The organism is Paenibacillus polymyxa M1, assembly GCF_000237325.1.
Classification (GTDB): Bacteria; Bacillota; Bacilli; order Paenibacillales; family Paenibacillaceae; genus Paenibacillus; species Paenibacillus polymyxa_C.
This window is the reverse complement of the sequence record NC_017542.1, coordinates 5,818,135-5,842,181: the sequence shown is the minus strand read 5'-3', so window position 1 is coordinate 5,842,181 and position 24,047 is coordinate 5,818,135. Positions and strand designations below refer to the sequence as shown.

Here is a 24,047-nt window from a genome sequence, read left to right as displayed (position 1 = left end):
GCGGGTATTTTGTTGTGAAATAAAAAAAGGTAAAAAAATTGTATCTTTTTTTCGAAAAATTGCAGACAAAATGGATTTTTCATCGTCTAATAAGGTATGGAGGTTATTACGATGATGAAAAAACATTGGTTACGTTGGGCTATTGTCGTCCCGGTACTTATTATATTGATTTTTATTACACTTGGACCCCGCTTGTTGATCGGAAAGCCGAATGTGGATGCAGACGCTGCAGTGCTAATGGACATGCATACCGGGGAATTACTAATGGATGTGAATGGCGATAAGCCTATGCCCTCCGCAAATATGTCCAAGCTCATGACCGAGCTACTGGTACTGGAGGATATTCGGACCGGACGGTTAGGCTGGAATGATGAGGTGCGCATTAGTCGTTATGCCAGTACGGTGGGTGGTGTGAATCTATCCCTCCGGTATGGAGAAAGAATGACCGTATCTGAATTGTTTCAAAGTATGGTAGTGTATTCAGCGAATGACGCAGCTGTGGCACTGGCGGAACGTTCATCAGGGAATGAGTACGCTTTTGTAAAGCGCATGAATGAAAAAGCTGCCCAAATTGGGTTGTCGCCCGATAGTCGCTTTAGTAATGCCTCTGGGGCAGGTCAGAGTGAATTAGGGCCGAACCATCCTAAGGACATTCGCGGAGAAACGAAGATGACGGCAAGCGACACTGCAAAGTTGGCCTCTTACTTGATTACATCACATCCTGAGATTCTCAGAACGTCCAGCCGTACACAGATGGAATTGAAGGATAAGGGCATTTACATCAGCAATACGAACTGGATGTTGCCTTCCTTGGCTGGACCGTACTCTTATGCGGGCACGGACGGATTGAAAGCAGGATACACAAGCGATGCTGGATATTGTTTCACGGGTACAGCTGAGCAGCATGGCAAACGGTTAGTTGCTGTAGTACTGGGTGCACCGAGCAAGGAGGAGCGTTTCGAGCAGACACGGAAGTTGTTCGATTATGGTTTTTCTCTGTCCACCTCTTTCCCTGTGCGTTTGCAAAATTTGGTGAAATTGGCTCCGCATTAAAAATAAAAGATAACTTTGAAGGCTACATAGAATACTTATATATACATTACTGAGGGCTTTGACCGTAAGGGCGAAGCCTTTTTTGTCATGAATTGAGGAACTGACCATGCCATGGCACTTTTGACAACAAGGTAGCTGACCTTTTATGCTTTGAGGGGAAGTTTCCGCTTCATGAGGGACCCATCCGGTTTAATGAAGAGATGGGATTTGTGGACGAAAGAAGGAAGGAAGCCATGATGGAGAGAAGACATAAGAGAAGGACCCGTGGAAAGCCCAAAAAGAAAAAGAGGTTTACCGCTCTATATATTTCATGTATTGTCTTGCTTTTAGTTGCAGTGGGAGGCTATCTATTCCGCAAACAGCTGACGCTCGTGGCTTTCGACTGGTTTGTGTCACCGACGCTGGAAAGCAAACTGGAGAAATCCTACCAGCCTCGTCAATCCGCGGAACAGCAGCCGCAAGAGAAGGTGGCTTACCAAAAGGAGCCTTTTTCGGTGTTGCTACTGGGAACGGATCAAAGGCCAAACGAAAAGGCACGTGGTCGCTCAGATACGGTGATATATGCTGCTGTACGGCCCGCAGAATCGCGTGTGCTCTTGGTCTCCATTCCAAGGGATACGTATGTACAGATTGCCGGACATGACTCCAATCGAGATGGCGAGGATGATTTTGATAAGTTAGGGCATGCTTATGCGTTCGGAGGCGAGGATATGTCCATGGCCACCGTAGAGAAGCTGATGGAGCATAAGGTCGATTATTATGCTACGATTAATTTCCAGGGGATTCAGGATGCCGTGAATGCAGTGGGTGGAGTTGTGCTTCCTATCGATCAGCCCATCGAGAATAAAAACCCGCTGCATATCAAGTTCCGTATTGAGGCGGGCAAGCCGCTTTATAATGGTGAAGAAGCCATGTATTATGTTAGGTATCGGGAAGATAGCGACTTCAACCGTACAAAACGTCAGCAAATTTTTTTGAACGCTATGGCCGATAGGCTGCTGAATATCGATGGAATCACCAAGATCCCGGAGTTGCTCGATATTATGGGGGCCAATTTCACAACGGATATGGAACCTGCCTTTATTACTAGGCTTGGCAAGCAAGCTATTTCACAGGGGAATCCACAAATTTCAAGTTTTACGATTACGGGGGAAGGGTTCAAGAAAAAGGGTCTGTACTATGACCGGGCTAATGAACAGGAGCTTGAATATGCCAGACTTATGATTGCGAACTGGCTAGACTCTGATACAACCCCGCAGACGCTGAGGCTTCCCGACAAGCAGGACATTCAGTGAGTAATCAATTGATTTATATTTGATTTTGAGGGGGATTCGTTTCTCATGAATATCGCTTTTTTCTTGCTTCCCAAACAAGAGGTCGCTTGTGTAACGGCGGATGCTACTCTACGGCAAACATTGGAACGAATGGAATATCACCGGTTCACAGCGGTTCCTATTTTGGATAAGGAAGGTAGATATACGGGTACGGTTACAGAGGGCGACCTATTGTGGCATATGAAAGAGTCTGAGGGGAAAATCACCTTTGAAAACGCTTCTAAGTTTATGCTCAAGGACGTTCCGCTGCGGGTTTCGATGAAACCTGTATCCATTGATGCCAATATGGAGGATCTGATTAATTTGGCGAAGGTACAAAACTTTGTGCCCGTCGTGGATGATATGGAACGGTTTATCGGTATCGTGCGCCGCAGCCAAATTATTGAGTATTGTGAGAAATTTGTGTCTAAGGAATCGCTTAATACTTCAAGCTAAAATAAGCAGCAGAGCTGCTTTGAAAATAACGATTTACCCTATGGGGTAACAGTTATTTTCAAAATAGGATATGCTATAATGGAGAATAAAGCTTTTTCAGAGGGGTGTGACTCTTCATCATATGCCTAAAGAAATGGATGTAGTTAAACGAGCCAAGGTTATTGAATGGCTTAAAACAGAGGTGCTCGACCAAGTCTCCCGTCTGTTTAAGGCGATGTGGGAAGGCAGTACAGTCCGTATTGGTGATTGTTTGGCCAGCCTGGTGATGAGCAGTTATATTCTGGGGAGGCGTCTTGGGGTGTCTTACCGTGAATTGGATGATCTACTCATCGACAAGCTAAGAAAGCACAGAAAAGAAGGACACCAGTTGGAGGATTGGTATCAAGACATTTCCGCACTGGAAGAACATATGCGTAAGAGGTGAAAACGTTGAAATTCCGCTTGGCCACTGTAGCATGGAGCGTTATTTATTTGCTTCTGCTGCTGACTCTATTGACACCATTTAGAATTATTACCGTATTTTTTCTGATTGTGCCTGGCGCTGTATTGTTTTCATCGCTGCCTTTCAAAGGTTTTCTGGTTCACGTCATACCGGTGCTTTTAATTATAGCGCTACTCGATGTGTATTCGCTGCTTCCTGCGATTTACTTTCTGATTCCTTCTATATTGATGGGACGGGTATATAAAAAGGGAGGATCTGCCTTTCAGGCGTTGGTGACCGGAACGGGCATTATTTTAGCCGAATTGTTGTTTGTACTGTTTATCGCTACGTATTCCTTCGGGTTTGATCTTTCACAGTCCCTTCGTGATCAGGCTGAGATGTCGGCCAGTATTGTACAGCAGATTTTGAGTGCGAATCCGATGTTTGCGAATATGAGCTGGACAGCTGAAGATACGCAGAAACTCGGTACAATGCTGATTGGTAAAGTTCCATATGTGATGATTGTCAGCTCGTTCATACTGGCAGTGATCACACATGCTTTGGCACGTCCAGCGTTGAGTAGTCTCGATGTGCCGGTACGTAAAATGAAGCCTGCCCGCGAGTGGATGCTACCGCGTACGCTGATCTGGTACTATCTGCTGGCAATTGTAATTGGATGGATAGCGGATTCTTCCGATAGCAGCTGGATTCAAACGGTCTCCATTAGTATGCTACCGCTGATCCATGCATGTTTTATTATCCAGACAATTGGTTTTGTATACTTCTGGACGCATAGCCGTAAAAAGAGCCCGGTGATTGCGTTGCTGCTGTCGCTCGTCGTTCTGGTGTTCCAGCCGCTCCGCATTATAGGTATTATTGATTTGGCCTTTCCGCTGCGTGAAGCTATTACAAGATCAAAGAAATAGGGTGAACAGTCATGCCTAAATTTCTACAAAAACGCTGGCACGGCTATCAGACGGTCTGGGCGTTTTTACTGCTGCTGGTGCTTGTCATATGTATTTCCATGTACAACTGGGAACTGGGTGTGATAGGACTGCTGCTATCATTCTTGCTCGGCGGACTGATGCTGAAGACGGAGCTGGATTTTCGTCGGGAACTGAATCAATATATCAGTGGTCTTTCCTTCCGGATTAAGCGGGTGGAGGGAGAAGCGATCAGTACACTGCCGTTCGGTATCATTTTATACAGTGAAAATCGAACCGTAGAATGGCACAATCGCTTTGCCAGTGAGATGTTCGAGGAGCAATCATTGATTGGAGAGCCTCTTCAAGATTTGTTTCCTCAACTCGCAAATGCTCTAAGCACTAAAAAAGAAACGAAAGAACCTGCTCGTGAACTAAAGGTTGAATTACAGCATGATGAGCGTCATTATCAGTTTCTAATCGTGCCTGATGAGCGTCTGATATATTTGTATGAAGTGACGGAGCTCGCGGTACTGCGCAAGCAGTATGAGAACGAGCGGTTGGCGCTTGGTATCGTCATGCTTGATAATATGGACGAGGCTGCTCAGGGAATGGACGATCAGCAGCGCACCGCGCTTATTGCGAAGGTTTCCAGCGAGATTACGTCTTGGGCCAATCAGTACAATATTTATTTGCGCCGGTTGTCATCTGAGCGTTATCTGATTATGCTGAATCATAAAGCACTCCAAGAACTGGAGCAGAGCCGATTCGTCATTTTGGATACCGTGAGGGAAATGACGGCGGATTTGAAAGTACCGATGACATTGAGCATTGGCTTGTCTTTCGGCGCAGAGAGTATCAAGGAGCTGGGCGAGTTGGCCCAGTCCAGTCTAGATATGGCGCTTGGACGCGGGGGGGATCAGGCAGCAGTGAAAGCGGGACAGCGTCTGTCCTTTTATGGAGGCAAGTCCAATGCTGTCGAGAAGCGTACCAGGGTGCGAGCCCGAGTCATTGCACATGCGCTGCGTGATCTGATGCAGGAGAGCGACCGCGTGCTGATTATGGGACACAAAATACCGGACATGGATGCAATAGGAGCAGCTATCGGTGTATGGAAGGCCGCGGCACTTTACAATGTAGAGGCCCATATCGTACTGGACAAATCCAATCCGTCTATTGACCGAATGATGGAGCAGGTAAACAAGGATGAGAAGCTATCGCAAGCGCTCATGACACCGGAGCAGTCGCTTCAGGTGATGACCGAGCACAGCCTGCTGGTTGTGGTGGATACGCACAAGGCTTCAATGACGATTGAGCCTCGTCTGGTGCAGACGGCCAGCCGGGTGGTGGTTGTGGATCATCACCGTCGGGGCGAGGAATTTATTAATGATTCTGTTCTAATCTATTTGGAGCCATACGCGTCATCGGCCTGTGAACTGGTGACCGAGCTGCTGCAATATATCCATGAGAAGGTCCAGCTGACACCGCTGGAGGCAACATCACTGCTGGCGGGGATTACGGTGGATACCAAGCATTTTTCCCTGCATACAGGCTCACGTACGTTTGAGGCTGCTGGCTTCTTAAGACGTAGTGGAGCAGATACAGTCATGATCCAGCGCATGTTAAAAGAGGACCTGGATGAATATATTGCTAAGGCGGAAATTATTAAGCATGCTAAAATGATATATGGGCATATCGCAATTGCGGTGACCGAGCCCGGACAAAAAATACCGCAGCTCCTGATTGCTCAGGTGGCGGATTCATTGCTCAATATGACGGATGTACTGGCCTCCTTTGTGGTCAGTGAACGTCCTGACGGCCTGGTGGGGATCAGCGCCCGTTCACTCGGACGCATGAACGTACAGGTCGTCATGGAACGGCTAGGCGGCGGAGGACATCTGACAAACGCAGCGGTTCAGCTGGATTGCTCGCTGGAGGAAGCTAAGCGCAGAGTGGTCGACGTTCTGGCCGAAATTGATGGGGAAGAGGGGTTATTTGAATGAAAGTAATATTCATTAAAGATATGAAGGGCCAAGGTAAGAAGGGGCAGATTAAGGAAGTGTCGGACGGTTATGCAGCGAATTTCCTGTTGCCACGTGGGATTGCCCGCCCAGCAACGGAAGGAAATATGAAGACGCTGGAAAACCAAAACGCTGCTGAGGAAAAACGCAAGCAAGAGGAAAAGGAAGAGGCACAAGTACTCGGCAAAAAGCTGGAAGAGACTACAATTCAGCTCAAAGCAAAGGCTGGAGAAGGTGGACGTCTGTTCGGCGCAATTACAAGCAAGCAAATCGCAGAGGCTGTTGCTAAAACAGGCATCAAGCTGGACAAACGCAAAATCGAGCTGGAAGAACCGATTCGTACGTTGGGCGTGACTCAAATGACCGTCAAGCTTCATCCTGAGGTCAAAGCTACGCTGAAAGTACAGGTGACTGAAGAATAATTATGGGCGGCGAATTTTTTGATCGGATTCCTCCGCAAAATCTGGAGGCTGAACAGGCGGTTATCGGGTCTATTTTGCTTCAGTCCGAAGCACTGATTACCGCAATGGAGCGGGTGCAGACCGAGGACTTTTACGATAAAGCTCATCAGATGATTTACGAAGCAATGATTGAGCTGGGTGAATCCGGACAGCCGATTGACTTGGTTACGCTGACCTCGAAAATTCAAGACAAGGGACAGCTAGAGGATATCGGTGGTGTCAGTTATCTGGCGAAGTTGGCTCACGGGGTGCCAACAGCGGCTAACGTGGATTACTATGCCCAGATCATTGAAGAAAAAGCGATGCTTCGTCGCTTGATTCGTGCAGCTACACAGATTGTGAGCGAAGGCTATAGCAGTGGCGAGGATGTCGCCGGTATGCTGAGCGATGCCGAGCGCAAGATTATGGAAATCTCCAACGGGCGCTCAGGCAGTGGCTTTATTGCCATCCGCGATGTCGTGATGGAAGTGTTTGACCGCGTTGAATTGCTGCATCAGAACAAGGGCAACACGACCGGAATTCCGTCCGGCTTTGTTGATTTGGATAAGATGACAGCGGGTTTCCAGCGCAATGACTTGATCATTGTGGCTGCTCGTCCATCTGTAGGTAAAACGGCATTTGCCCTGAATATTGCACAAAACGTTGCAGTACGGGCAAAAGAGACGGTTGCCATCTTCAGTCTGGAAATGTCGGCGGCTCAGCTCGTGCAGCGGATGATCTGTGCCGAGGCTAACTTGGACGCGAACGTCATGCGGACAGGTGAATTTAAAGGCGATGACGATTGGGCAAAGCTGACGATGGGCATTGCAGCCTTGTCAGAGGCGGAAATCTATATCGATGATACGCCCGGCATCACTGTGGCTGATATCCGCGCCAAATGCCGCCGTCTCAAGGCGGAAAAGGGACTGGGTATGATCGTTATTGACTACTTGCAGCTCATTCACGGACGCGGCAAAGCGGGCGAGAACCGGCAGCAGGAGGTATCCGAAATTTCACGGACATTGAAACAAATCGCCCGTGAACTTGAAGTGCCTGTAATCGCCCTTTCCCAGCTGAGTCGGGGTGTAGAGCAGCGTCAAGATAAGCGGCCCATGATGAGTGACTTGCGGGAATCGGGTTCCATCGAGCAGGATGCTGACATCGTTGCGTTTCTGTACCGGGATGATTACTATAATCAGGAAACAGAAAAGAAAAATATTATTGAAATTATTATTGCCAAGCAGCGTAACGGCCCGGTCGGTACGGTAGAGTTGGTATTTCTTAAAAATTATAATAAATTCGCTAATTACGAGCGTGCCCATTCGGATGCGTTCGCCGGTTAATATATTAGTATGTTTAGAAAAGGCTTTTTCGACGCGGGTATCGCGGTTTCGAGAGAGTCTTTTTTATAGAATTCATATATTTTCATAGAACGATTGAAACTCTCAATTACGAACAATACTATTTTCATGTAATATAATGTTCGCTTTTTATTTGACTTTGAAAAATGGTACTGGTACACTTATAGTGCTGCTTCAACGCAGTGGGAGATCATTACGCCCGGGGCTTTCCGAACTTGCGGAATGTCTGCGACGGACGTTTTTTCCTGCTGTCCGAGAACGCTTCATATCTGCCCGCTGAGGCGGTTGAAGCCAGATATGTGTTAGCGCGTCAGCTCAAAATCAGAGTGTCTGTGGGCACTCCACGGAGGAATGAAACATGTCAACTGTAGTCGTTGTGGGAACACAATGGGGAGACGAAGGCAAAGGTAAAATCACGGACTATCTGGCGGAAAGCGCTGAAGTGGTGGCCCGTTACCAAGGCGGAAACAATGCTGGTCATACGATTCTCATTGACGGTAAAAAGTATAAGCTGAGCCTGATTCCATCCGGCGTTTTTTATGAAGATAAAAAGTGTGTTATTGGCAACGGCATGGTAGTGAATCCAGCCGCTCTTATTGAAGAAATTACTTATATTCATGATAATGGATTTTCCACAAAAAATTTGGTCATTAGTGACCGCGCACATGTCATTATGCCTTACCATATGACGTTGGACGTGCTGGAAGAAGACCGCAAAGGTCCTAACAAAATTGGTACTACCCGTAAAGGGATCGGCCCTGCTTATATGGATAAAGCTGCACGTAACGGTATTCGTATTGCTGATTTGCTGGATGCAGAAGAATTCGAAAAGAAACTGCGCCATCTAACGAAGGAAAAGAATCAAGTGATTGAGCAAGTATACGGCGGCGAGCCGCTGGATGTTGAAGAAATATTGAAACAGTACCTGGAATATGCTGAGTTTATCCGTCCTTATGTAGCGGACACGTCTGTTGTGCTGAACGATGCAATCGACGCGAATCGTAAGGTGTTGTTTGAAGGTGCGCAAGGCGTTATGCTCGATATCGACCAAGGTACGTATCCATATGTTACGTCCTCTAACCCGTCGGCTGGCGGCGTATGTATCGGTTCCGGTGTAGGCCCGTCCAAAATTCAACAAGTGATCGGTGTAGCTAAATCGTACACAACTCGTGTAGGTGATGGACCTTTCCCAACGGAGTTGAACGATGAAGTCGGCGATTACATTCGTGAAACAGGTCATGAGTACGGCACGGTTACAGGACGTGCTCGTCGTGTTGGCTGGTTTGACAGCGTCGTTGTCCGTCATGCCCGTCGTGTCAGTGGATTAACGGGTCTTTCCCTGAACTCGTTGGACGTTTTGACAGGCCTGAAAACAGTCAAAATCTGTACAGGCTACAAATATCGCGGTGAGATCATCACGCATTATCCAGCTAGCTTGAAAATGCTGGCGGAATGCGAAGCGGTATATGAGGAATTGCCAGGTTGGAGCGAAGATATTACTGGCGTAAAAACGTTGGAGGAACTGCCTGAAAATACACGCAAATACGTACAACGCGTATCCGAGCTGACAGGCATTCCAATCGCTATTTTCTCGGTTGGTCGTAACCGCGATCAAACGAACCAAGTGCTTCCGATTTATTTGTAAGACATCTATAGGATTCTATGAAGGCGTCATGCCTGTTCTAAAATATAGCTATTCCTGTACGATTAGGAGAGAGAGGTGGTTAATTCCTTTCTCTCCTTTTTTCTGTGTAGTTGTGTTTGTGCTATTTTTATATATTCCAAGGGTTAAAAATCGTCATATCTCGTCAATACTGGTCTATATGCACTTCATGATGTACACATGGCAAGATGCGTATAAGGAGGTAACGGGATATGAGGTGGCTTGGATGGCTGCTTAAAAAAGGAATGACGGTGGTGCTGGTCAGCGCGCTGACACTGGCAGTGACCGGTGTGGTCGTGAATGCCTATGTTCAATCACTGCTGCGGCAGTTTAACATTCAGCTTGATCACCAGCCGACATGGGGATGGAGTTGGCTAAAAGGCAGCGCTGGTACTGACCAAAGTACAGGCACAGGGAAGAGCAAGACGACAGGGAGCGACTCTGGAGGTGTAACACCGCCTGATAATGCTTTGCCTGTCATGGGACAGGGCTTAGAGGAAAGCGGACGTGAAGCTGGAGGCTCATCCAATGGAACGGTATCCCAGGAAGGGGCCACGTCGGCGGGAACATCAGGCAGCGAGTCGCGTCAGCAGGCAGAAGGTACAGCTACTCCCGAAACGAGTATCGAAGGTCATGATTTGGTCATTACGCCCGACCATCTGACAGAGAAAAAGAACAATTTACCGGCGGCTCAGAAGCAGGAGATTTTTACGATTCTCATGAGTAAACTACCGCCGGAGGAGATGCAGAAAATATCAGCCGCGATGGAAGGCGGCCTCACCGAGCAGGAGCTGCAAGATATTCAGCAGGTGCTTGCGAAGTATTTGACCAAAGAGGAATATAACAAGCTGATGGGTATGCTTAAATAATGCATGAATAAAACACAAGAATGTATGGGCAGTGTTAATGCTCAAAACAGGACTGTAGAATCCGCGCTAGGCGCGGATTTTTTTGCGTTCAAGGAAGTAATTGGGGTGTAGTTGAATTCTTTGTAAAAGCTATGTTAAAGTAAACTGTGTTGTGAAAAGGTTAAATTTTTGAAACCTTTTACGTAACTATGCAATGCTAGATAGCGACTATTATCATAGATAAGCTTGTAAAAGGGCTACTTTTATCATGTAAAAAAACAATAATGAACGCATTTAATAGAGATAGGATATGCTGAAAAGGAGAGAACCATGGAGGTTTCTAAGGGGAAGTTATCACCAGACCACAGGAGTGGAAATTCAAGTGTTGAGGGCAATTCTGCTGATAAAGCAGGGAAAATAGCAACATGGTGGAGCGGACGGAAAAGATGGTTAAGTTGGACGGCAGGCGGCATTGTGATTGTTGGCGGTCTTATTTTTGCTAGCAATCAGTATGTTGGAGCCAATATGGTTCCTTATTATAAAGTGTATGTTAAAGGCGTTGAGGTCGGCGGTATCCTGAATGAGCAGCAGCTTAAGCAGTTGTATACAACGAAGAGCAAACAGTATAAAGACAAATATCCTGACGTGGAAATGGTGCTCAATACGAGTGCGGTAACGACGAGCACGGAAAAGGCTTATAAGGCGGATATCGACAGCGCAGCCACACTGAAGAAGCTGGATGGTATGCTGACTGCCTATGCCAAAGGAGTAGAAGTGAAGGTCAACGGACAGACGGTTGGCATTGTAAAGGATAAAGCGACAGCACAAGCGGTTTTAAAGAAAGTGCAGAAGAAATACATACCTGCGGGTGAAGGCACGGCTACAGGCATCAAGGGGCTGGTTCGCAAAACATCTGTGGGTAGTAGTCATGCTAGCGCAAGCACTAAAACGCCTAAGGCATGGCTGGAGTCTGCCAGTATCCGAGAAAAAATTGCGTATGAGCCAGTAAAAGCAGATCCCAACAAGGTGCTGACGGAGGAAGAAGCGGTTAAAGTGTTGACCGAAGGGCGTGAAGCTCCTACAACCTATACGGTGCAGGAAGGCGATTCATTGTCGTCGATTGCCACCAAGTTCAATACGACGGCTTGGGAGATTAAGCAGAACAATCCCGGTCTGCGTGAGTTGTATTTGCAAATTGGGGACGAGTTAAAGGTCACGGCTCCAAAGGTACCTGTCACGGTACGAACGGTAGAAAAGGTCGTTGAGCAGATTGCTATTGAGCCTGAGGTGGAGATTCGCCAGAGCGATGAATTGAAGGCAGGGGTTACGAAAGTCGTTAGACCGGGACAAGCAGGTCTTAAAGAGATGGACTATCGTTTGACCAAAGAGAACGGTGAAGTTATACAAGAGGAATGGCTCGGCCAAAAGGTACTGCAACCGTCTGTAACCGAGGTGGTTCTTAGAGGAACGAAGGTTATGGGAGAGGGCTCTGGACAGTTCGCTTGGCCAGTGTCCGGTGCTACGATGTCGAGCAGCTTTGGCGCACGTTGGGGACGTATGCACGAGGGGGTCGACTTGGTCGGCAGTCCTGACATTCACGCATCTGATGAGGGTGTGGTGTCTTTTGCAGGTCAGCAGAATGGATACGGCAATGTTATTATGATCGATCATGGCAACGGCTATCAGACGGTGTACGGGCATTTGAGCAGCATTGGCGTTCATGTAGGACAGGTTGTTCAACAAGGCGAGTCGATCGGAGTTATGGGGAGCACAGGACGCTCAACAGGAACGCATCTTCATTTTGAAATTCGCAAGGATAATACGGCACGCAATCCCATGACGTATTTAAGATAGATTTGATGCTTATATCGTTAGCTACATGATTGACGAAGAACAAGGAGAAAGGCCATGTTTTTCTGCATGCTTAACAGCAGGTGCAGGCATGGTTTTTTTCTGCGTAAAGAAAAAGGGTCTGGAAAAGTAATGGAATAGCGTACGGGTATGATAGAATAGAATAAGCATCTTATGGGCGCTAACAAACGAAAAGTTAATGATAGATGATGATCCGTGAGAAGAGGTGAACGCTGTATGCAGGGGACGATTCTAGTAGTGGATGATGAACAACCTATCGCTGATATTTTGAAATTTAATTTGGAAAAAGAGGGCTACGAGGTCATTTGCGCCTTCGATGGAATCAGTGCAGTGGATATTGCGGTTAAGCAACAGCCAGACCTGATTTTGCTGGACCTGATGCTGCCGGGCATGGATGGTATGGATGTATGCCGCGAGGTACGCGGACATCAGCTTCAGACGCCAATTATTATGCTGACTGCCAAGGACGGGGAAATCGACAAAGTGCTAGGGCTGGAGCTGGGCGCGGACGATTATGTGACGAAGCCGTTCAGCACACGGGAATTGCTGGCACGGGTGAAGGCACAGATGCGTAGACAGCAACGCGGCGTGGCGGGCACGCCGGAAAGCCGCCCACAGGAGGATAAGCAGGGGCTGCGCGTAGGCGATCTCTTTTTTGATGCGGATATGTATACAGCCTATAAAAACGGAACTCCACTTGACCTGACGCATCGCGAGTATGAACTTCTATATTATATGGCGAAAAATGCAGGCAAGGTCATGACTCGCGAGCATTTGCTTCAAGCGGTATGGGGATTTGAATACTACGGGGATGTGCGGACGGTAGACGTGACGATCCGGCGGCTACGCGAGAAGATTGAGGAAAACCCGAGCAAGCCGGAGACCATCCTGACACGCCGTGGCCTCGGATATATCGTTAGCGGGGGCAAAGGTGGCCTGCGGGCATGAGATGGCTGTCTTTCTTTCGCACCATTCATGCCAAGTTGATTATTATCTATGTACTACTTATTTTGGTGGCCATGCAGTTGATTGGAGTCTATTTTGTCAGCTCGATGAAGAACTCTTTGACGAGTAATTTTACGCAGGATTTGCAAGCACGGGCGGAGATGCTGTCCGTGCTGGCGGAGCAGGATCTGAGCGGCAGTGATGGCAAAATGGAAGAAGATAGCGTCGAAAGTCTGCGTGCACGCGTAAATAACTTGTTTGATTTCAGCGGCGCGGAAATTCAGGTGCTGGATGCCAGCGGCAAAGTACTGATTACTTCTCAAGGCTCCCACGCTGACTATGTCGGACGTAAAAATACGCAGACAGTGGTTAGCCGCGCACTTCAAGGAATCCGTGATAACGAGGAATATATGGTGGACGAGGATAACGTCCGCAAGAAAGTCGTCGCCAAGCCTGTCATCAGCCAAGGCAAAATCGTCGGCGCAGTGTACATCGCTGCTTCCATGGCTGAGCTGTACGATACGATGAAACGCATTAACAATGTGTTTCTCTCAGGTATGCTGATTGCGCTCGCATTAACGGCTGTGCTGGGCGTGGTATTGGCCCACACGATTACGCATCCGATCAAAGTGATGACACGTCATGCAACAGAGGTCGCTGAGGGCAAATTTGACCAGCAGATGCCGGTGTTTGGCGAAGATGAAATCGGTAGGCTGAGCGTGGCCTTTAACTATATGACAGGACGTCTGCGTGAGGCACTGTCGCAGAATGAGGAGGAGAAGGAAAAGCTCTCCTCCATCTTGACCAATATGAGCGACGGTGTGGTCGCTACCGACGATCATGGCCGGGTCATTCTGGTCAATCGCCGCGCCAGTGCCATGCTGGGCGTGAACGAGAATGAAATGACTGGCAGACATATCGCGGTACTGCTAGGGATCGATCCGGAGGAAACCGAGGCTCTGTATAGCGGCTCGTCCGCTTCTACGCTCTTGCAGCTGGAGCCAGCCGGTCAGGATGAACCCATCGTCATCCGTGTGACCTTTACGCCAATTCATCGGCGGGAATTTGGCATTACTGGTACGATTGCCGTGCTCCAGGACGTGACAGAGCAGGAGGAAATGGAGACGACGCGACGGGAATTCGTAGCTAATGTATCCCATGAGCTACGCACACCGCTGACGACGATCCGCAGCTACGCTGAAGCGCTGGATGACGGCGCGATGGCTGAGCCGCAGCTCGCAGAGCGTTTTGTGGGTGTTATACGCAATGAGACGGAGCGTATGATCCGGTTGGTTACAGATTTGCTGCATCTATCGCGGCTCGATTCCAATGAAGCGCCTTTGCGGATGCAGCCTGCCGATGTGATGGAGATGCTGGACGAGGTCGCGGATCGGTTTTCTTTTCAGATGAAGGAAAATCACATTCGCTCAGGCATGTTCGTAGAGCAGGGGATTGGCAAGGTCGTAATCGACCGCGATCAGATTGATCAGGTGCTGGACAATCTGATGTCCAATGCATTGAAATATACGCCAGAAGGTGGAAGTATTCGGATCGAGGCTCGCCGCAACAATGAGGGCATGCTGGCTATTTCGGTGCAGGATACTGGAATTGGTATTCCCAAAAAAGATCTGGACCGGATTTTTGAACGGTTTTATCGTGTGGACAAGGCGAGATCGCGCAATATGGGTGGCACGGGACTGGGGCTGTCGATTGCCCGGGAAATTGTAAAGGCCCATGGAGGCCAGATTTTCCTAGAGTCCGAATATGGTCAGGGAACTTGTACGACTTTTACGCTGCCTATGTCGGGTGAAGGGAGGGAAGCACAGTGAAGGAACGTTTGAAGTCCTGGACGCTTGTTTTGCTGGTGGCTTCCAGCCTGGTTCAGACTTATTTTTTGATCTACCGTCTTCCGGGCAGTGATTCTGTAATCACCTCAGAAACGAACTATGTCAAAACCGAAAGCATGGGGCAGGAGAAAAAGATTGAAAATCTTGTATTCCCTGATAGGATGCTAATTCATCAAGGTGAGAAGAAACATACCGTTTTTTATCCGGGGGTTACTTTTTACGATTTAATTTATACACGGCTGGAAAGTCGAAGTTTTAACAATTTCCAACGTCGGAGTATCCAATCAGCGGACTGGGCACGGATCCGCAGTGAGAATGAGGGGATCGAACTATCATTTTCAGGCGGAGTTCCGGTTTCATTACTGGAACGGGTTATGCGTCTGACGCCGGATTCGGTGTTTCAGGGAGAGACGATTAACCGCATCTGGATCTATATCGACGAAAAGAATGCCAAGCCGCACGCGCTTTTTTTTAGTGCCAGAGGCGATGTGGTGTATGAGGCGAACCAGTTCGATATGACGGTAGAAGACATTCGGCAGCATGTGAATTTTGGGAAAAATGCTCCGTTGTACAAGCTGGTGAATAATCAGTACTACATTCCCGTGAATAACCTGGAGACTGTACAGCCTGTGGTATATGCCGGGTTGTTTACGACGGAACAGATGCAGCGAAATTTATTTTTCGATCCAGGCATTACGCGCAATATTCAGGAAAAAGATGGTTCCCAAATTTATACAGATAGCAAGCGTAGTCTACAGATCAAGCAGGATCAACGTTGGATGAGCTATACCGATCCCAGTGCACCAGGGGCAGATGGAAGCAGTCCGATTAGGGACGTATTGGCCGCAGTTGATTTTGTAAATCAGCATGGCGGTTGGGATGCTTCATATCAGATGAAATTGAGGAGCAGCGATGAAAATCGCACAAGTGTGATGTTCCAGCAGTATTATGGTGCTTATCCGGTGCTGGACACGCCATCGTTCCGCTTTGGTACGATTTCATTGCAAATCCAGCAGGAAACGGCATCTGTCTATGATCGTTCGTTGCTGTATCTCAAGGGCGGGGAGCAATCCTCGAGAAAGGTGTTGCTGCCAGGTGGCGAAGCCTTGGAGAAGCAACTGCAAATGGTAGGCGATGGCAAGTCGATTAGGGATCTGACTCCTGTATATCAGCCGGAGCTGATCAATGACGGATTGAAGCTTGTCCCTGAGTGGCGTGTTACGTTCAGCGATGGTTCTGCGGCAGAGATTCATGCTGTTCCTGTAACGACAGCATCCAATACAACACCAACGAAATCAGACCAAGAGACAAAGCGATGATAGGAAGGGGGAACGGGAATGGATTGGAGCCGCGCTAAAAACGTACTGATCTGTACATTTTTGCTGCTCAATGTGGTATTGGGTTATCAACTGTGGCATGATGCGCAGGAAACGGCCGGGCCGAATCTAGATTTTACTTCACTGGATGAAAACACGCAGCGTTTAATGGAAGAGAAAAGCATTCAGGTGTTGGCTCCGATTCCCGGAGATACCCCACAGCTGCCCAAGCTGTCTTACACCTATGTCCATAGTGGAGAGAAGGATGAACTTGTGCAGTTGCTGAGACCGGTGGACAGCAAGCTGGTATTCACTCATGATGCGCTAGTGGAGGCACTGGAGCCGCAAATCAAGGATATCGATAGCTATCAGTATGATCCGCTGGATGTTCAGGAGGAGCTCGTATCCGGACAGGCAGATGCTTTTGTACTGCATCCATTGGTACAGGGCAAGTGGCCGCTCTTTAATGTGAAGCTGGCTCTGTTTTACAGCAATCAGAAGATTACAGGGTATCGCAAAATTCAGGTGGAGCTCCAGCCCTCGGATGAGGCAAAGAAAATGCTGCCTGCGTCCAAAGCATTGGCGAGGTTGATCGACGGCTATTTGCCGCGTGACTCCGTAGTGAAGGATATCCGGCTAGGGTATTACGGACAGACCTTTAACTCCGATAGCCAGGTGGCTGCCCCGGTGTGGCGGTTTATGCTGGACAACGGAAAAGGTGTGTATTATGTACAGATGAACGGAGATGTCATTAGTCCAAAGACAGAACATACAGAAGGGTCTTGAACAGATATGGGGATTTCTTTTACCGTGCTGTCGAGCGGTTCGACCGGCAACGCTACCGTTGTGCGGAACGAAGACACGACATTGCTCATCGATGCAGGTCTCAGCGCAAAGCGTATTGACGAATTGCTGAAAGAACGCGATCTGAGCGGAGAAGAGTTGGATGGTATTTTGGTCACACATGAGCATTCCGATCATGTTAAAGGACTAGGCGCCATGGCGCGTAAATATAATTTACCTATATATGCTAACGAGAAGACATGGTTTGCCATCAGCAACGCTGTTGGGCAAATCGCGGATGATAACCGCAGAATATTGGAGACAGGCGCGACAAGGGAATTTGAGTCATTGCGTGTAGAGTCTTTTGGCATCTCCCATGATGCGGCTGAGCCCGTAGGGTACAGCTTTTATGATGGGGCAGAGAAGCTTAGCGTAGCAACCGATCTCGGCTATGTCAGTGATAAGGTAAAACAAGCGATATCAGATGCAGATGTATTGGTGCTGGAGGCTAATCATGATGTAGAAATGCTGCGTATGGGTCGTTATCCTTGGAACATCAAGCGCCGTATTCTCAGTGATATCGGCCATTTATCCAATGAGATGGCAGGAGCGATTCTTAGCGAGCTGTTGACCGGACGGACAAAGCGAACGTATCTGGCACACTTGAGCCGCGACCACAATATGATGGAACTTGCGAAGATGACTGTACGCGATGCGATGGAAGACCGCGGCTGTTTTTACAGGGATAGTGAGTTTCGATTGTGTGATACGTATTATGATCGTCCTACACCTTGGGATAAGGTAAGTGAGCCATAAAGCTGTCCAGCTCGGCGGCTTTGCGCTCGACCTCTTCACGGGTCACTATGCCTTTGTCTACCAGTAGTTCAATCAATGTACTTAGTGCCAGTGTATTCCGGTAGTGCTCGTCTTTCAAATCCGCAAGCTTGGCAGCCATGCGAACTTCATCCATAGCGGAACGATGGGAATTCATCTTATATTCCTCCTGTAAAAATATTTTTAAAATGGCGTGCAATAAGCTTGGTTCTGCCTGTGGTTTTGCCAGGTGCTGTGATACAATAAAGCTAACAACAGAAAGCTTTCTGAAGGAAGGCTCTCATCGAAAGTATAGGCTGCTTTAAGCGGACGGGAACAAGCCAGAACGTCTCTATGAGACGATCATTTTGTAATAGAATAGAAGACTTGTTACTATTGTAGTCCATTGGTTTGGAAATCATTCCTCTTTTTCCCTCTATTCGGGGTCAAATTTGGCGTGTATGCTAATTTATGAGATTTGGTTGCTTAGGAAAGTGCTATTTGTGGTGATTAATAAGTAGACCAAAACGATTAGTTGCTGAATTCCGATGGTGGGGGATATTCAATCCATTTGTGATGTTCAACGGAGCAGGTTCTCTGTAGCATAGGTTGGCGCAAGCCCGAATAGCCCTAATTTTTTAGTGAGTGTCGGTGCATGACAACGAAGGGGAGAGGATTAGCATGGGCTTGTTTGAAGATGATTTTTATTCAACGAAGGTGTCCACACGTGCGGCTAAAAAAACAGCATTTAAAGCACGTCGCGGAGGACGGGGACGTTGGCCGCACAGGAATCGCCGGGTAAGTCCGGTGCAGGCTGCTGTCATCAGCGGTGCGGTTAGTGCAGTGGTTGCCGTGCTGCTGTTCAGCTTTATTACAGGTCTTCCCTCCACTACAGCAGTAACCGGAGCAAGTCATTATCCCTTGCGGCAAGCAGCGGGCGATCCGTATGACCGGATTGTGCAAGCGGCAGCCAAGATACGCCCAGCTGTCGTCAGCATCGTAAACCTAAAAGGGGAAGACGGTAACAGTACGGAACAATCAGCGCTTGGATCGGGCGTCATTTTCCGTGTGAGCTCAGGCAAAGCCTTTATTATGACGAACAACCATGTCATTGAGGGATCGGATGATCTGGATATTGTAACCGTAGACGGTGTCAGAAAAGAAGCGAAGCTGGTCGGAAAGGATCGCATTAGTGATATCGCTGTACTGGCCGTTGATGATAAAGGCATTAGCACAGTAGCGGATATCGGGGACTCCAGCAAACTTCGTCTGGGCGAGACGGTCATTGCGATTGGCAATCCACTCGGATTGGGAGACACGCTGACCTCTGGCATTGTGAGCTATACGAATCGAATTATTCCGATTTCCATCAATCAGGATGGTGTATATGACTGGGAGCAGCATGTGATTCAGACCGATGCAGCGATTAATGAAGGAAACAGCGGTGGAGCGCTGGTCGATCTGGACGGACGCGTGATTGGCATCAATACGATGAAAATCGCCGATACAGGTGTGGAAGGATTGGGCTTTGCCATTCCCGCCAATGAAGTAATGAAGACGGTGAATGAACTGGTTGAGGACGGCAAGATCACCCGCCCTTATCTGGGGGTGTACACGGTGGATCTTAATAATGAATATGCACCGCTGGATGAAACTCAGCGCAAGGAACTCAAGCTGCCTGACAGTGTGAAAGATGGGGCCGTTGTTCTGGAGGCCCATGGTCCTGCCAAGGAGGGCGGCTTGAAGCTGAACGATGTCATTACGGCGTTTGATGGCGAACCGATTAACTCTACGCTTGATTTGCGTCGTTACCTGTACGATAACAAGAAGATTGGCGATGAGCTGAAAGTTACCTTTTACCGGGCAGGCAAGGAAGAGTCGGTGACGTTAAAATTAACAGATAAGCCGGAAGGCTAAGGTTGAATGATAGGCTTAACTATAAAGAAGGCGCTCTCCGGCTTATTCCGGGAACGCCTTTTTTCGATTTGTGCTGTGCCTTAGATTAAGACGTCACGCCCGTCACACGGGTTCCGCTCTTGGTGATTTTGTATGTCACCACATCTCCGCTCCAGAAGTGGAACTTCAGTGTGACTTCGCCATCCTTCACACTGTTGAAGAATTCAGGCAGCAGCTTGATGCCATGGGTATCATAGGCAGGGGCAAAAGTATTGCCAAATTCTTTATAAGGTGTCCAATCCTGTGGACCGGCATTGCCACCATTCGTATACACGGCTTCCATCGTCGCAAGCTGGCTACCACGGAAGTCTGTTGGAATGGTAAAGGCTTGAGTAGTCCCTTCGACAGCACTTAATTTTGGTGTATCATACACAACGACTCTAAAATTCCAATCCGCCCCCTTATTAAACTTGGCGGTCATTACGGCATTCTCACCATATTTACCGGAAGTTATTAGGCTGGTGAGCAAGCTGGCTTTGAAGGTTAATGTGTCTCCACTCAGCGTGTAGTCGGTCCCCTGTTTCAGTTGCTTGCTGTTGGCATGGAGTGATTTTAACTGGTTGCCATTCAGGTTTAGAGTGACCTTGGTTTCCTGAACAGGAGAGCCTTTCTTCAAATGAATGAGATCACTAGCTGCATTGGAGGAACGTCCTTTCAGGCTGGCCTTAATAACATTAAAGAGTTCAGGATCAGACCACTTGTACGTTGTCCGGTTCAGGTGCTGGCCGTTATCCCAGAGCATACCTGTTACTTTCTTCTCTTTCATGTAATGGGTCACAAACTCAAAAAATTTCAGCTTTTCACCCTGTTCAATAACACCTGTATGCTTATCGAAGCCGAGCAGGCCATATTCACCGACAATAACCGGAATTCCCTTGGCTACAAAGGTGTTATAGACATTATCAAACGTTTGAATAATATCATCTTGGGCAACTTTATCAAATGTTGTATTCCCGGCAATGTTTACACTGAAAGGCCAAAAGCCATAATAGTGAACGGTCGCAATCAGATTGGGATCGTTCAGCCCAGTAATTGTGTTGTAAAGCTGGCTGATCTTGGCTTGGGCAGGTGAAGTATCCAGACCGGATAGAACAAGAGGACGAGTGGCATTCTTACCACCGGAGGCGCGAACGATTTTGTGGAAGGATACATTTAGCTCATGAAGCATCTGATTCATTTTCGCTTCATCCGTGGTTCCCCCTTCAGAAAACCGGGGCTCGTTAATACTTTCGAACATCAGCTTGTGAGACTGGTCTTTAAAGCGGTCGGCAATTTGTGTCCATAATGCGTTATAGCGAGCTAACACTTCATCATGCTTGGGTTCCATACTGCTTACCCACGTCCATGAATCATGATGGACATTAATCATGACATACAGATTGGCATCCAGTGCCCAGCGAACGACCTCTTCCACACGATTCATGTAGGCAGACTCAACCGTATAGTTTGGTGCGGCTCCAATGTGCTTATCCCAGGTGACGGGAATGCGAATACTTTTGTACCCTTGGGCAGCAATTTGCTGAATCAAAGCTTGGGTAATGCGCGGATTGCCCCAGGCGGTCTCGTCCGCCCCGACAGCATCCAGCGAATTTCCTAAATTCCATCCGGGCTGCATGGCTTCCACATATGACTGCATATTGCCGATGGCAGCGGCTGGCTGTGCTTGTCCGTCCGTTTCAGCAGCAGCGGCAACGGATGCGAACGTGGATAACAATAAGGTAATGGCAAGCGTCAACGACAGCAATGAAATGGGTCTTCGTTTTAACATAACAGGCCCCTTTACAAAGTTAATTTTGAAAGCGCTTTCCATTAAACACTATCATATTATTTTAATATGGAATACCTGTATAATTCATGTAAAAATCATGTGCTAATTAGATATTTTAATTTTGTAAGCGTTATTATTGAAAAAATACAGAAATGAGTGTAGAATCTATGGCCCCCTCAAATACCAAAAGAAAGAAGGAGATGAATATGAATAAGTGGAACACCGAAGAGGCCATTCGACGCTGGAACATGCATGCAGAAAACTTTACTGCCAAGTACACCGAAGAAGGGGATCGGTCTCGTGAAGTGCTGCTAAATCCTGCTTTGCAAGAGTGTATGGGACTGATCGCAGGTAAAAAAGTGCTTGATGCCGGGTGTGGCGAAGGTTACCTGAGCCGGAAAATGGTTCAGGAGGGCGCGTTGGTGGAAGCTGTCGATTACTCGACAGAGATGCTGAAGCTTGCAAGAGAGCGGACACCGTCAGCAATGGGAATTACATATCACCACGGCAATCTGGAGAGGCTGGAGATGTTCGAAGACCAGAGTTTTGATCTGATCGTATCCAATATGGTCATTCAGGATTTGGCTCATTATGAGCTGGCGATTGCCGAAATGCGGCGGTTATTAGTTCCAGGGGGCAGCTTTATTTTTTCTATTCTGCATCCGTGCTTTCTGACACCGCAGAGTGGCTGGGTGAAGGATGAGACAGGGAAAAAGCTGTATTGGAAAGTGGATCAATATTTCAACGAAGGCCCATTGGAGCAAGCGATCCCTTATGATCAGGAGGAAAAGCTTTTGTACTTTCACCGTACGCTGGGCAGCTATGTACAGACCATTGTTGAGGCAGGCTTGTTGTTGGATGGGATGATCGAACCGAAGCCGTCTGCTGACATGCTGGAGAAATATCCCCATTTCCGTGAAGACCTGAACGTCAGTAATTTCCTCATTTTTAAGACCCAACGTCAGGGATAGTGGGCAAGCCCTTTCCTTTCCGCGTCAAGTGTGGTAGAACAAAAGAAGGCAGTTTTGACACACTTACAACAGGAAGAGCTTCAAACGGAAAGGGATGCAACTGGAATGTACGTGGTATGTAAAGAGCATGTGGAACTGGCAATTGATATGTTCGTCGATGAATACGAGGATGCACCGGATGTCGTCGATCTCAAAGAAACGAAATTTTCGGATTGGGACCCTCCAGTGAAGTGCAAGGAATGTGAGAAGAAAGCAGAGTTTTTGGTCGTCTAAAAAACAAGCACGGGCGTTTCGGGGAGAAACGTCCTTTTTGTATTTATTCCTACCACATCTGAGACAGGAGTGAACGATGGATGGACCCTTTGCTACATTCACTGTTTCGTCCGCTTCAAGTCAATGGAAGTGACCCCTATACATATTATATTGAGCAAGAACCGTCTGCTGCGCTGAGAGCCTACGTAGCCTGTTATTGGGAGTCTGGCCCGGTTACTAAAGAAGTCCCTGAAGGGAATATGAGAGTATCGGGTAGAGAGGCAGTGGACCGAGTATTACCTGACGGTTGTACGGATATTCTATTAGAATACGACCCGGTGAGTAAGCATCAGGAACTCTCATATTGCGGGGCATTTACGCATCCGTTCGTGTCTACCAGACAAGCAGGGTCCGAGACACGTATTTTTGCAGTAAGATTTTTCCCCGGTGGAGCACATTATTTTCACGGCATGCCGACTCATTTGTTTACAGGTGGTAATTATCGCTTGGAAGAAATATGGCCTGAGAATGTCGAGATCATAGGTGAGCGTATTTTGGAGGCACGAGACTTTAATGAACGGGTGCGTATAATGGATCAGTATCTCAACCAGCTGCTACTGAGTCGTAGGACAAGCGATTGTGACCTGATGAAAAACCTGCTGCATCGCATCTTTATGAGCGGTGGGAGTGTGGGGGTTAAGGAGCTTGCTGAGCGTGAGGCGATCAGTGAAAGACAGCTCAACCGCAAATTTGGACAATGGATCGGGATTAGCCCCAAGAAGTTCAGTGAAGTCGTCCGCTTTCAGAGCGTTCTCCACAGTATTCAGAGTGGTGGTTCCGTCGATTGGACGGGGCTGGCATTAAAGCACAGCTTTTTTGACCAAGCGCATCTGATCCGTGATTTTCGTAGATTTTATGGAGCTTCTCCGCTTACTGCGGCTAAAGACTTTCGGAAGTTGTCCGATTTTTACAATACACGTTCAGGGACCCCGGCTATACTCAAAATATGAAGAAGAATAGCAAAG

21 protein-coding genes and 1 pseudogene are annotated in these 24,047 nt (G+C 47.8%); 20 read left to right on the top strand and 2 right to left on the bottom strand.

What is annotated here, in order from left to right; translation table 11 throughout:
* The first annotated feature begins 111 nt into the window (after positions 1–111).
* The 16 genes and pseudogenes from PPM_RS26260 (at position 112) to PPM_RS26185 (ending at position 18,078) form a co-directional block, all read left to right on the top strand.
* Positions 112–1,053 carry a D-alanyl-D-alanine carboxypeptidase family protein gene (locus PPM_RS26260; RefSeq protein WP_013373899.1) on the top strand — a complete coding sequence of 314 codons (942 nt, stop codon included), beginning with the start codon at positions 112–114 and terminating at the stop codon, positions 1,051–1,053.
* Positions 1,054–1,286: 233 nt separating this feature from the next.
* Positions 1,287–2,348, top strand: coding sequence for an LCP family protein (locus PPM_RS26255; RefSeq protein WP_016324927.1), 1,062 nt, complete (start codon positions 1,287–1,289; stop codon positions 2,346–2,348).
* 45 nt (positions 2,349–2,393) lie between these two features.
* Positions 2,394–2,822, top strand: a complete 429-nt coding sequence (locus tag PPM_RS26250; RefSeq protein WP_013373897.1) for a CBS domain-containing protein — start codon at positions 2,394–2,396, stop codon at positions 2,820–2,822.
* Between the two features lie 121 nt (positions 2,823–2,943).
* Positions 2,944–3,246 carry a MazG-like family protein gene (locus PPM_RS26245; protein WP_013373896.1) on the top strand — a complete coding sequence of 101 codons (303 nt, stop codon included), beginning with the start codon at positions 2,944–2,946 and terminating at the stop codon, positions 3,244–3,246.
* A gap of 5 nt (positions 3,247–3,251) precedes the next feature.
* Complete coding sequence (locus PPM_RS26240; RefSeq protein ID WP_013373895.1) at positions 3,252–4,169, top strand: DUF2232 domain-containing protein; 918 nt, start codon at positions 3,252–3,254, stop codon at positions 4,167–4,169.
* An 11-nt stretch (positions 4,170–4,180) separates the two neighbouring features.
* Entirely contained in the window at positions 4,181–6,169 is a 1,989-nt protein-coding gene (locus PPM_RS26235; protein WP_013373894.1) for a DHH family phosphoesterase, read from the top strand.
* Positions 6,166–6,609, top strand: a complete 444-nt coding sequence (gene rplI / locus PPM_RS26230; protein ID WP_013373893.1) for a 50S ribosomal protein L9 — start codon at positions 6,166–6,168, stop codon at positions 6,607–6,609. Before PPM_RS26235 ends, rplI begins: the two co-directional genes overlap by 4 nt.
* Positions 6,610–6,611: 2 nt before the next feature.
* Positions 6,612–7,970, top strand: coding sequence for a replicative DNA helicase (gene dnaB / locus PPM_RS26225; RefSeq protein WP_013373892.1), 1,359 nt, complete (start codon positions 6,612–6,614; stop codon positions 7,968–7,970).
* A gap of 376 nt (positions 7,971–8,346) precedes the next feature.
* On the top strand, positions 8,347–9,633 hold the full coding sequence (locus tag PPM_RS26220; RefSeq protein ID WP_013373891.1) for an adenylosuccinate synthase: 1,287 nt from the start codon (positions 8,347–8,349) through the stop codon (positions 9,631–9,633).
* A 230-nt stretch (positions 9,634–9,863) separates the two neighbouring features.
* The gene (locus PPM_RS26215) at positions 9,864–10,520 is read left to right on the top strand and encodes a hypothetical protein (protein ID WP_013373890.1); all 657 of its coding nucleotides are present in this window, start codon (positions 9,864–9,866) and stop codon (positions 10,518–10,520) included.
* A 309-nt stretch (positions 10,521–10,829) separates the two neighbouring features.
* On the top strand, positions 10,830–12,353 hold the full coding sequence (locus tag PPM_RS26210) for a M23 family metallopeptidase (protein ID WP_013373889.1): 1,524 nt from the start codon (positions 10,830–10,832) through the stop codon (positions 12,351–12,353).
* Between the two features lie 234 nt (positions 12,354–12,587).
* The gene (gene yycF / locus PPM_RS26205; RefSeq protein ID WP_013373888.1) at positions 12,588–13,319 is read left to right on the top strand and encodes a response regulator YycF; all 732 of its coding nucleotides are present in this window, start codon (positions 12,588–12,590) and stop codon (positions 13,317–13,319) included.
* Positions 13,316–15,076 (top strand): annotated as a pseudogene (gene walK / locus PPM_RS26200) (cell wall metabolism sensor histidine kinase WalK); the annotation flags it as partial. The gene yycF and the pseudogene walK, both read left to right, overlap by 4 nt.
* Positions 15,077–15,141: 65 nt before the next feature.
* Positions 15,142–16,482: a YycH family regulatory protein gene (locus PPM_RS26195; RefSeq protein WP_013373886.1), complete on the top strand. Its 1,341-nt coding sequence runs from the start codon at positions 15,142–15,144 to the stop codon at positions 16,480–16,482.
* Between the two features lie 18 nt (positions 16,483–16,500).
* Positions 16,501–17,265: a two-component system regulatory protein YycI gene (gene yycI, locus PPM_RS26190; RefSeq protein ID WP_013373885.1), complete on the top strand. Its 765-nt coding sequence runs from the start codon at positions 16,501–16,503 to the stop codon at positions 17,263–17,265.
* A gap of 6 nt (positions 17,266–17,271) precedes the next feature.
* Entirely contained in the window at positions 17,272–18,078 is an 807-nt protein-coding gene (locus PPM_RS26185) for an MBL fold metallo-hydrolase (protein WP_013373884.1), read from the top strand.
* On the opposite strand, the gene PPM_RS26180 is transcribed toward PPM_RS26185, so the two are convergent.
* The gene (locus PPM_RS26180; protein ID WP_013373883.1) at positions 18,047–18,253 is read right to left on the bottom strand and encodes a hypothetical protein; all 207 of its coding nucleotides are present in this window, start codon (positions 18,251–18,253) and stop codon (positions 18,047–18,049) included. The two genes, PPM_RS26185 and PPM_RS26180, sit on opposite strands and share 32 nt — an antisense overlap.
* A 503-nt stretch (positions 18,254–18,756) precedes the next feature.
* Here PPM_RS26180 and PPM_RS26175 point away from each other — a divergent pair.
* Complete coding sequence (locus tag PPM_RS26175) at positions 18,757–19,992, top strand: S1C family serine protease (protein ID WP_013373882.1); 1,236 nt, start codon at positions 18,757–18,759, stop codon at positions 19,990–19,992.
* Positions 19,993–20,077: 85 nt separating this feature from the next.
* Here the strand turns inward: PPM_RS26175 and PPM_RS26170 are convergent, their stop codons facing one another.
* A complete protein-coding gene (locus tag PPM_RS26170; protein WP_013373881.1) occupies positions 20,078–21,799 on the bottom strand; it encodes a cellulase family glycosylhydrolase in 1,722 nt (573 codons plus the stop codon).
* Between the two features lie 206 nt (positions 21,800–22,005).
* Here PPM_RS26170 and PPM_RS26165 point away from each other — a divergent pair, with 206 nt between their 5' ends.
* The 3 genes from PPM_RS26165 to PPM_RS26155 all read left to right on the top strand — a co-directional run bounded on the left by PPM_RS26165 (position 22,006) and on the right by PPM_RS26155 (position 24,032).
* Positions 22,006–22,770, top strand: a complete 765-nt coding sequence (locus PPM_RS26165; protein WP_013373880.1) for a class I SAM-dependent methyltransferase — start codon at positions 22,006–22,008, stop codon at positions 22,768–22,770.
* Positions 22,771–22,875: 105 nt separating this feature from the next.
* Positions 22,876–23,043 carry a CxxH/CxxC protein gene (locus PPM_RS26160; RefSeq protein WP_013373879.1) on the top strand — a complete coding sequence of 56 codons (168 nt, stop codon included), beginning with the start codon at positions 22,876–22,878 and terminating at the stop codon, positions 23,041–23,043.
* An 80-nt stretch (positions 23,044–23,123) separates the two neighbouring features.
* Positions 23,124–24,032, top strand: a complete 909-nt coding sequence (locus PPM_RS26155) for an AraC family transcriptional regulator (RefSeq protein WP_013373878.1) — start codon at positions 23,124–23,126, stop codon at positions 24,030–24,032.
* Positions 24,033–24,047: the final 15 nt, after the last annotated feature.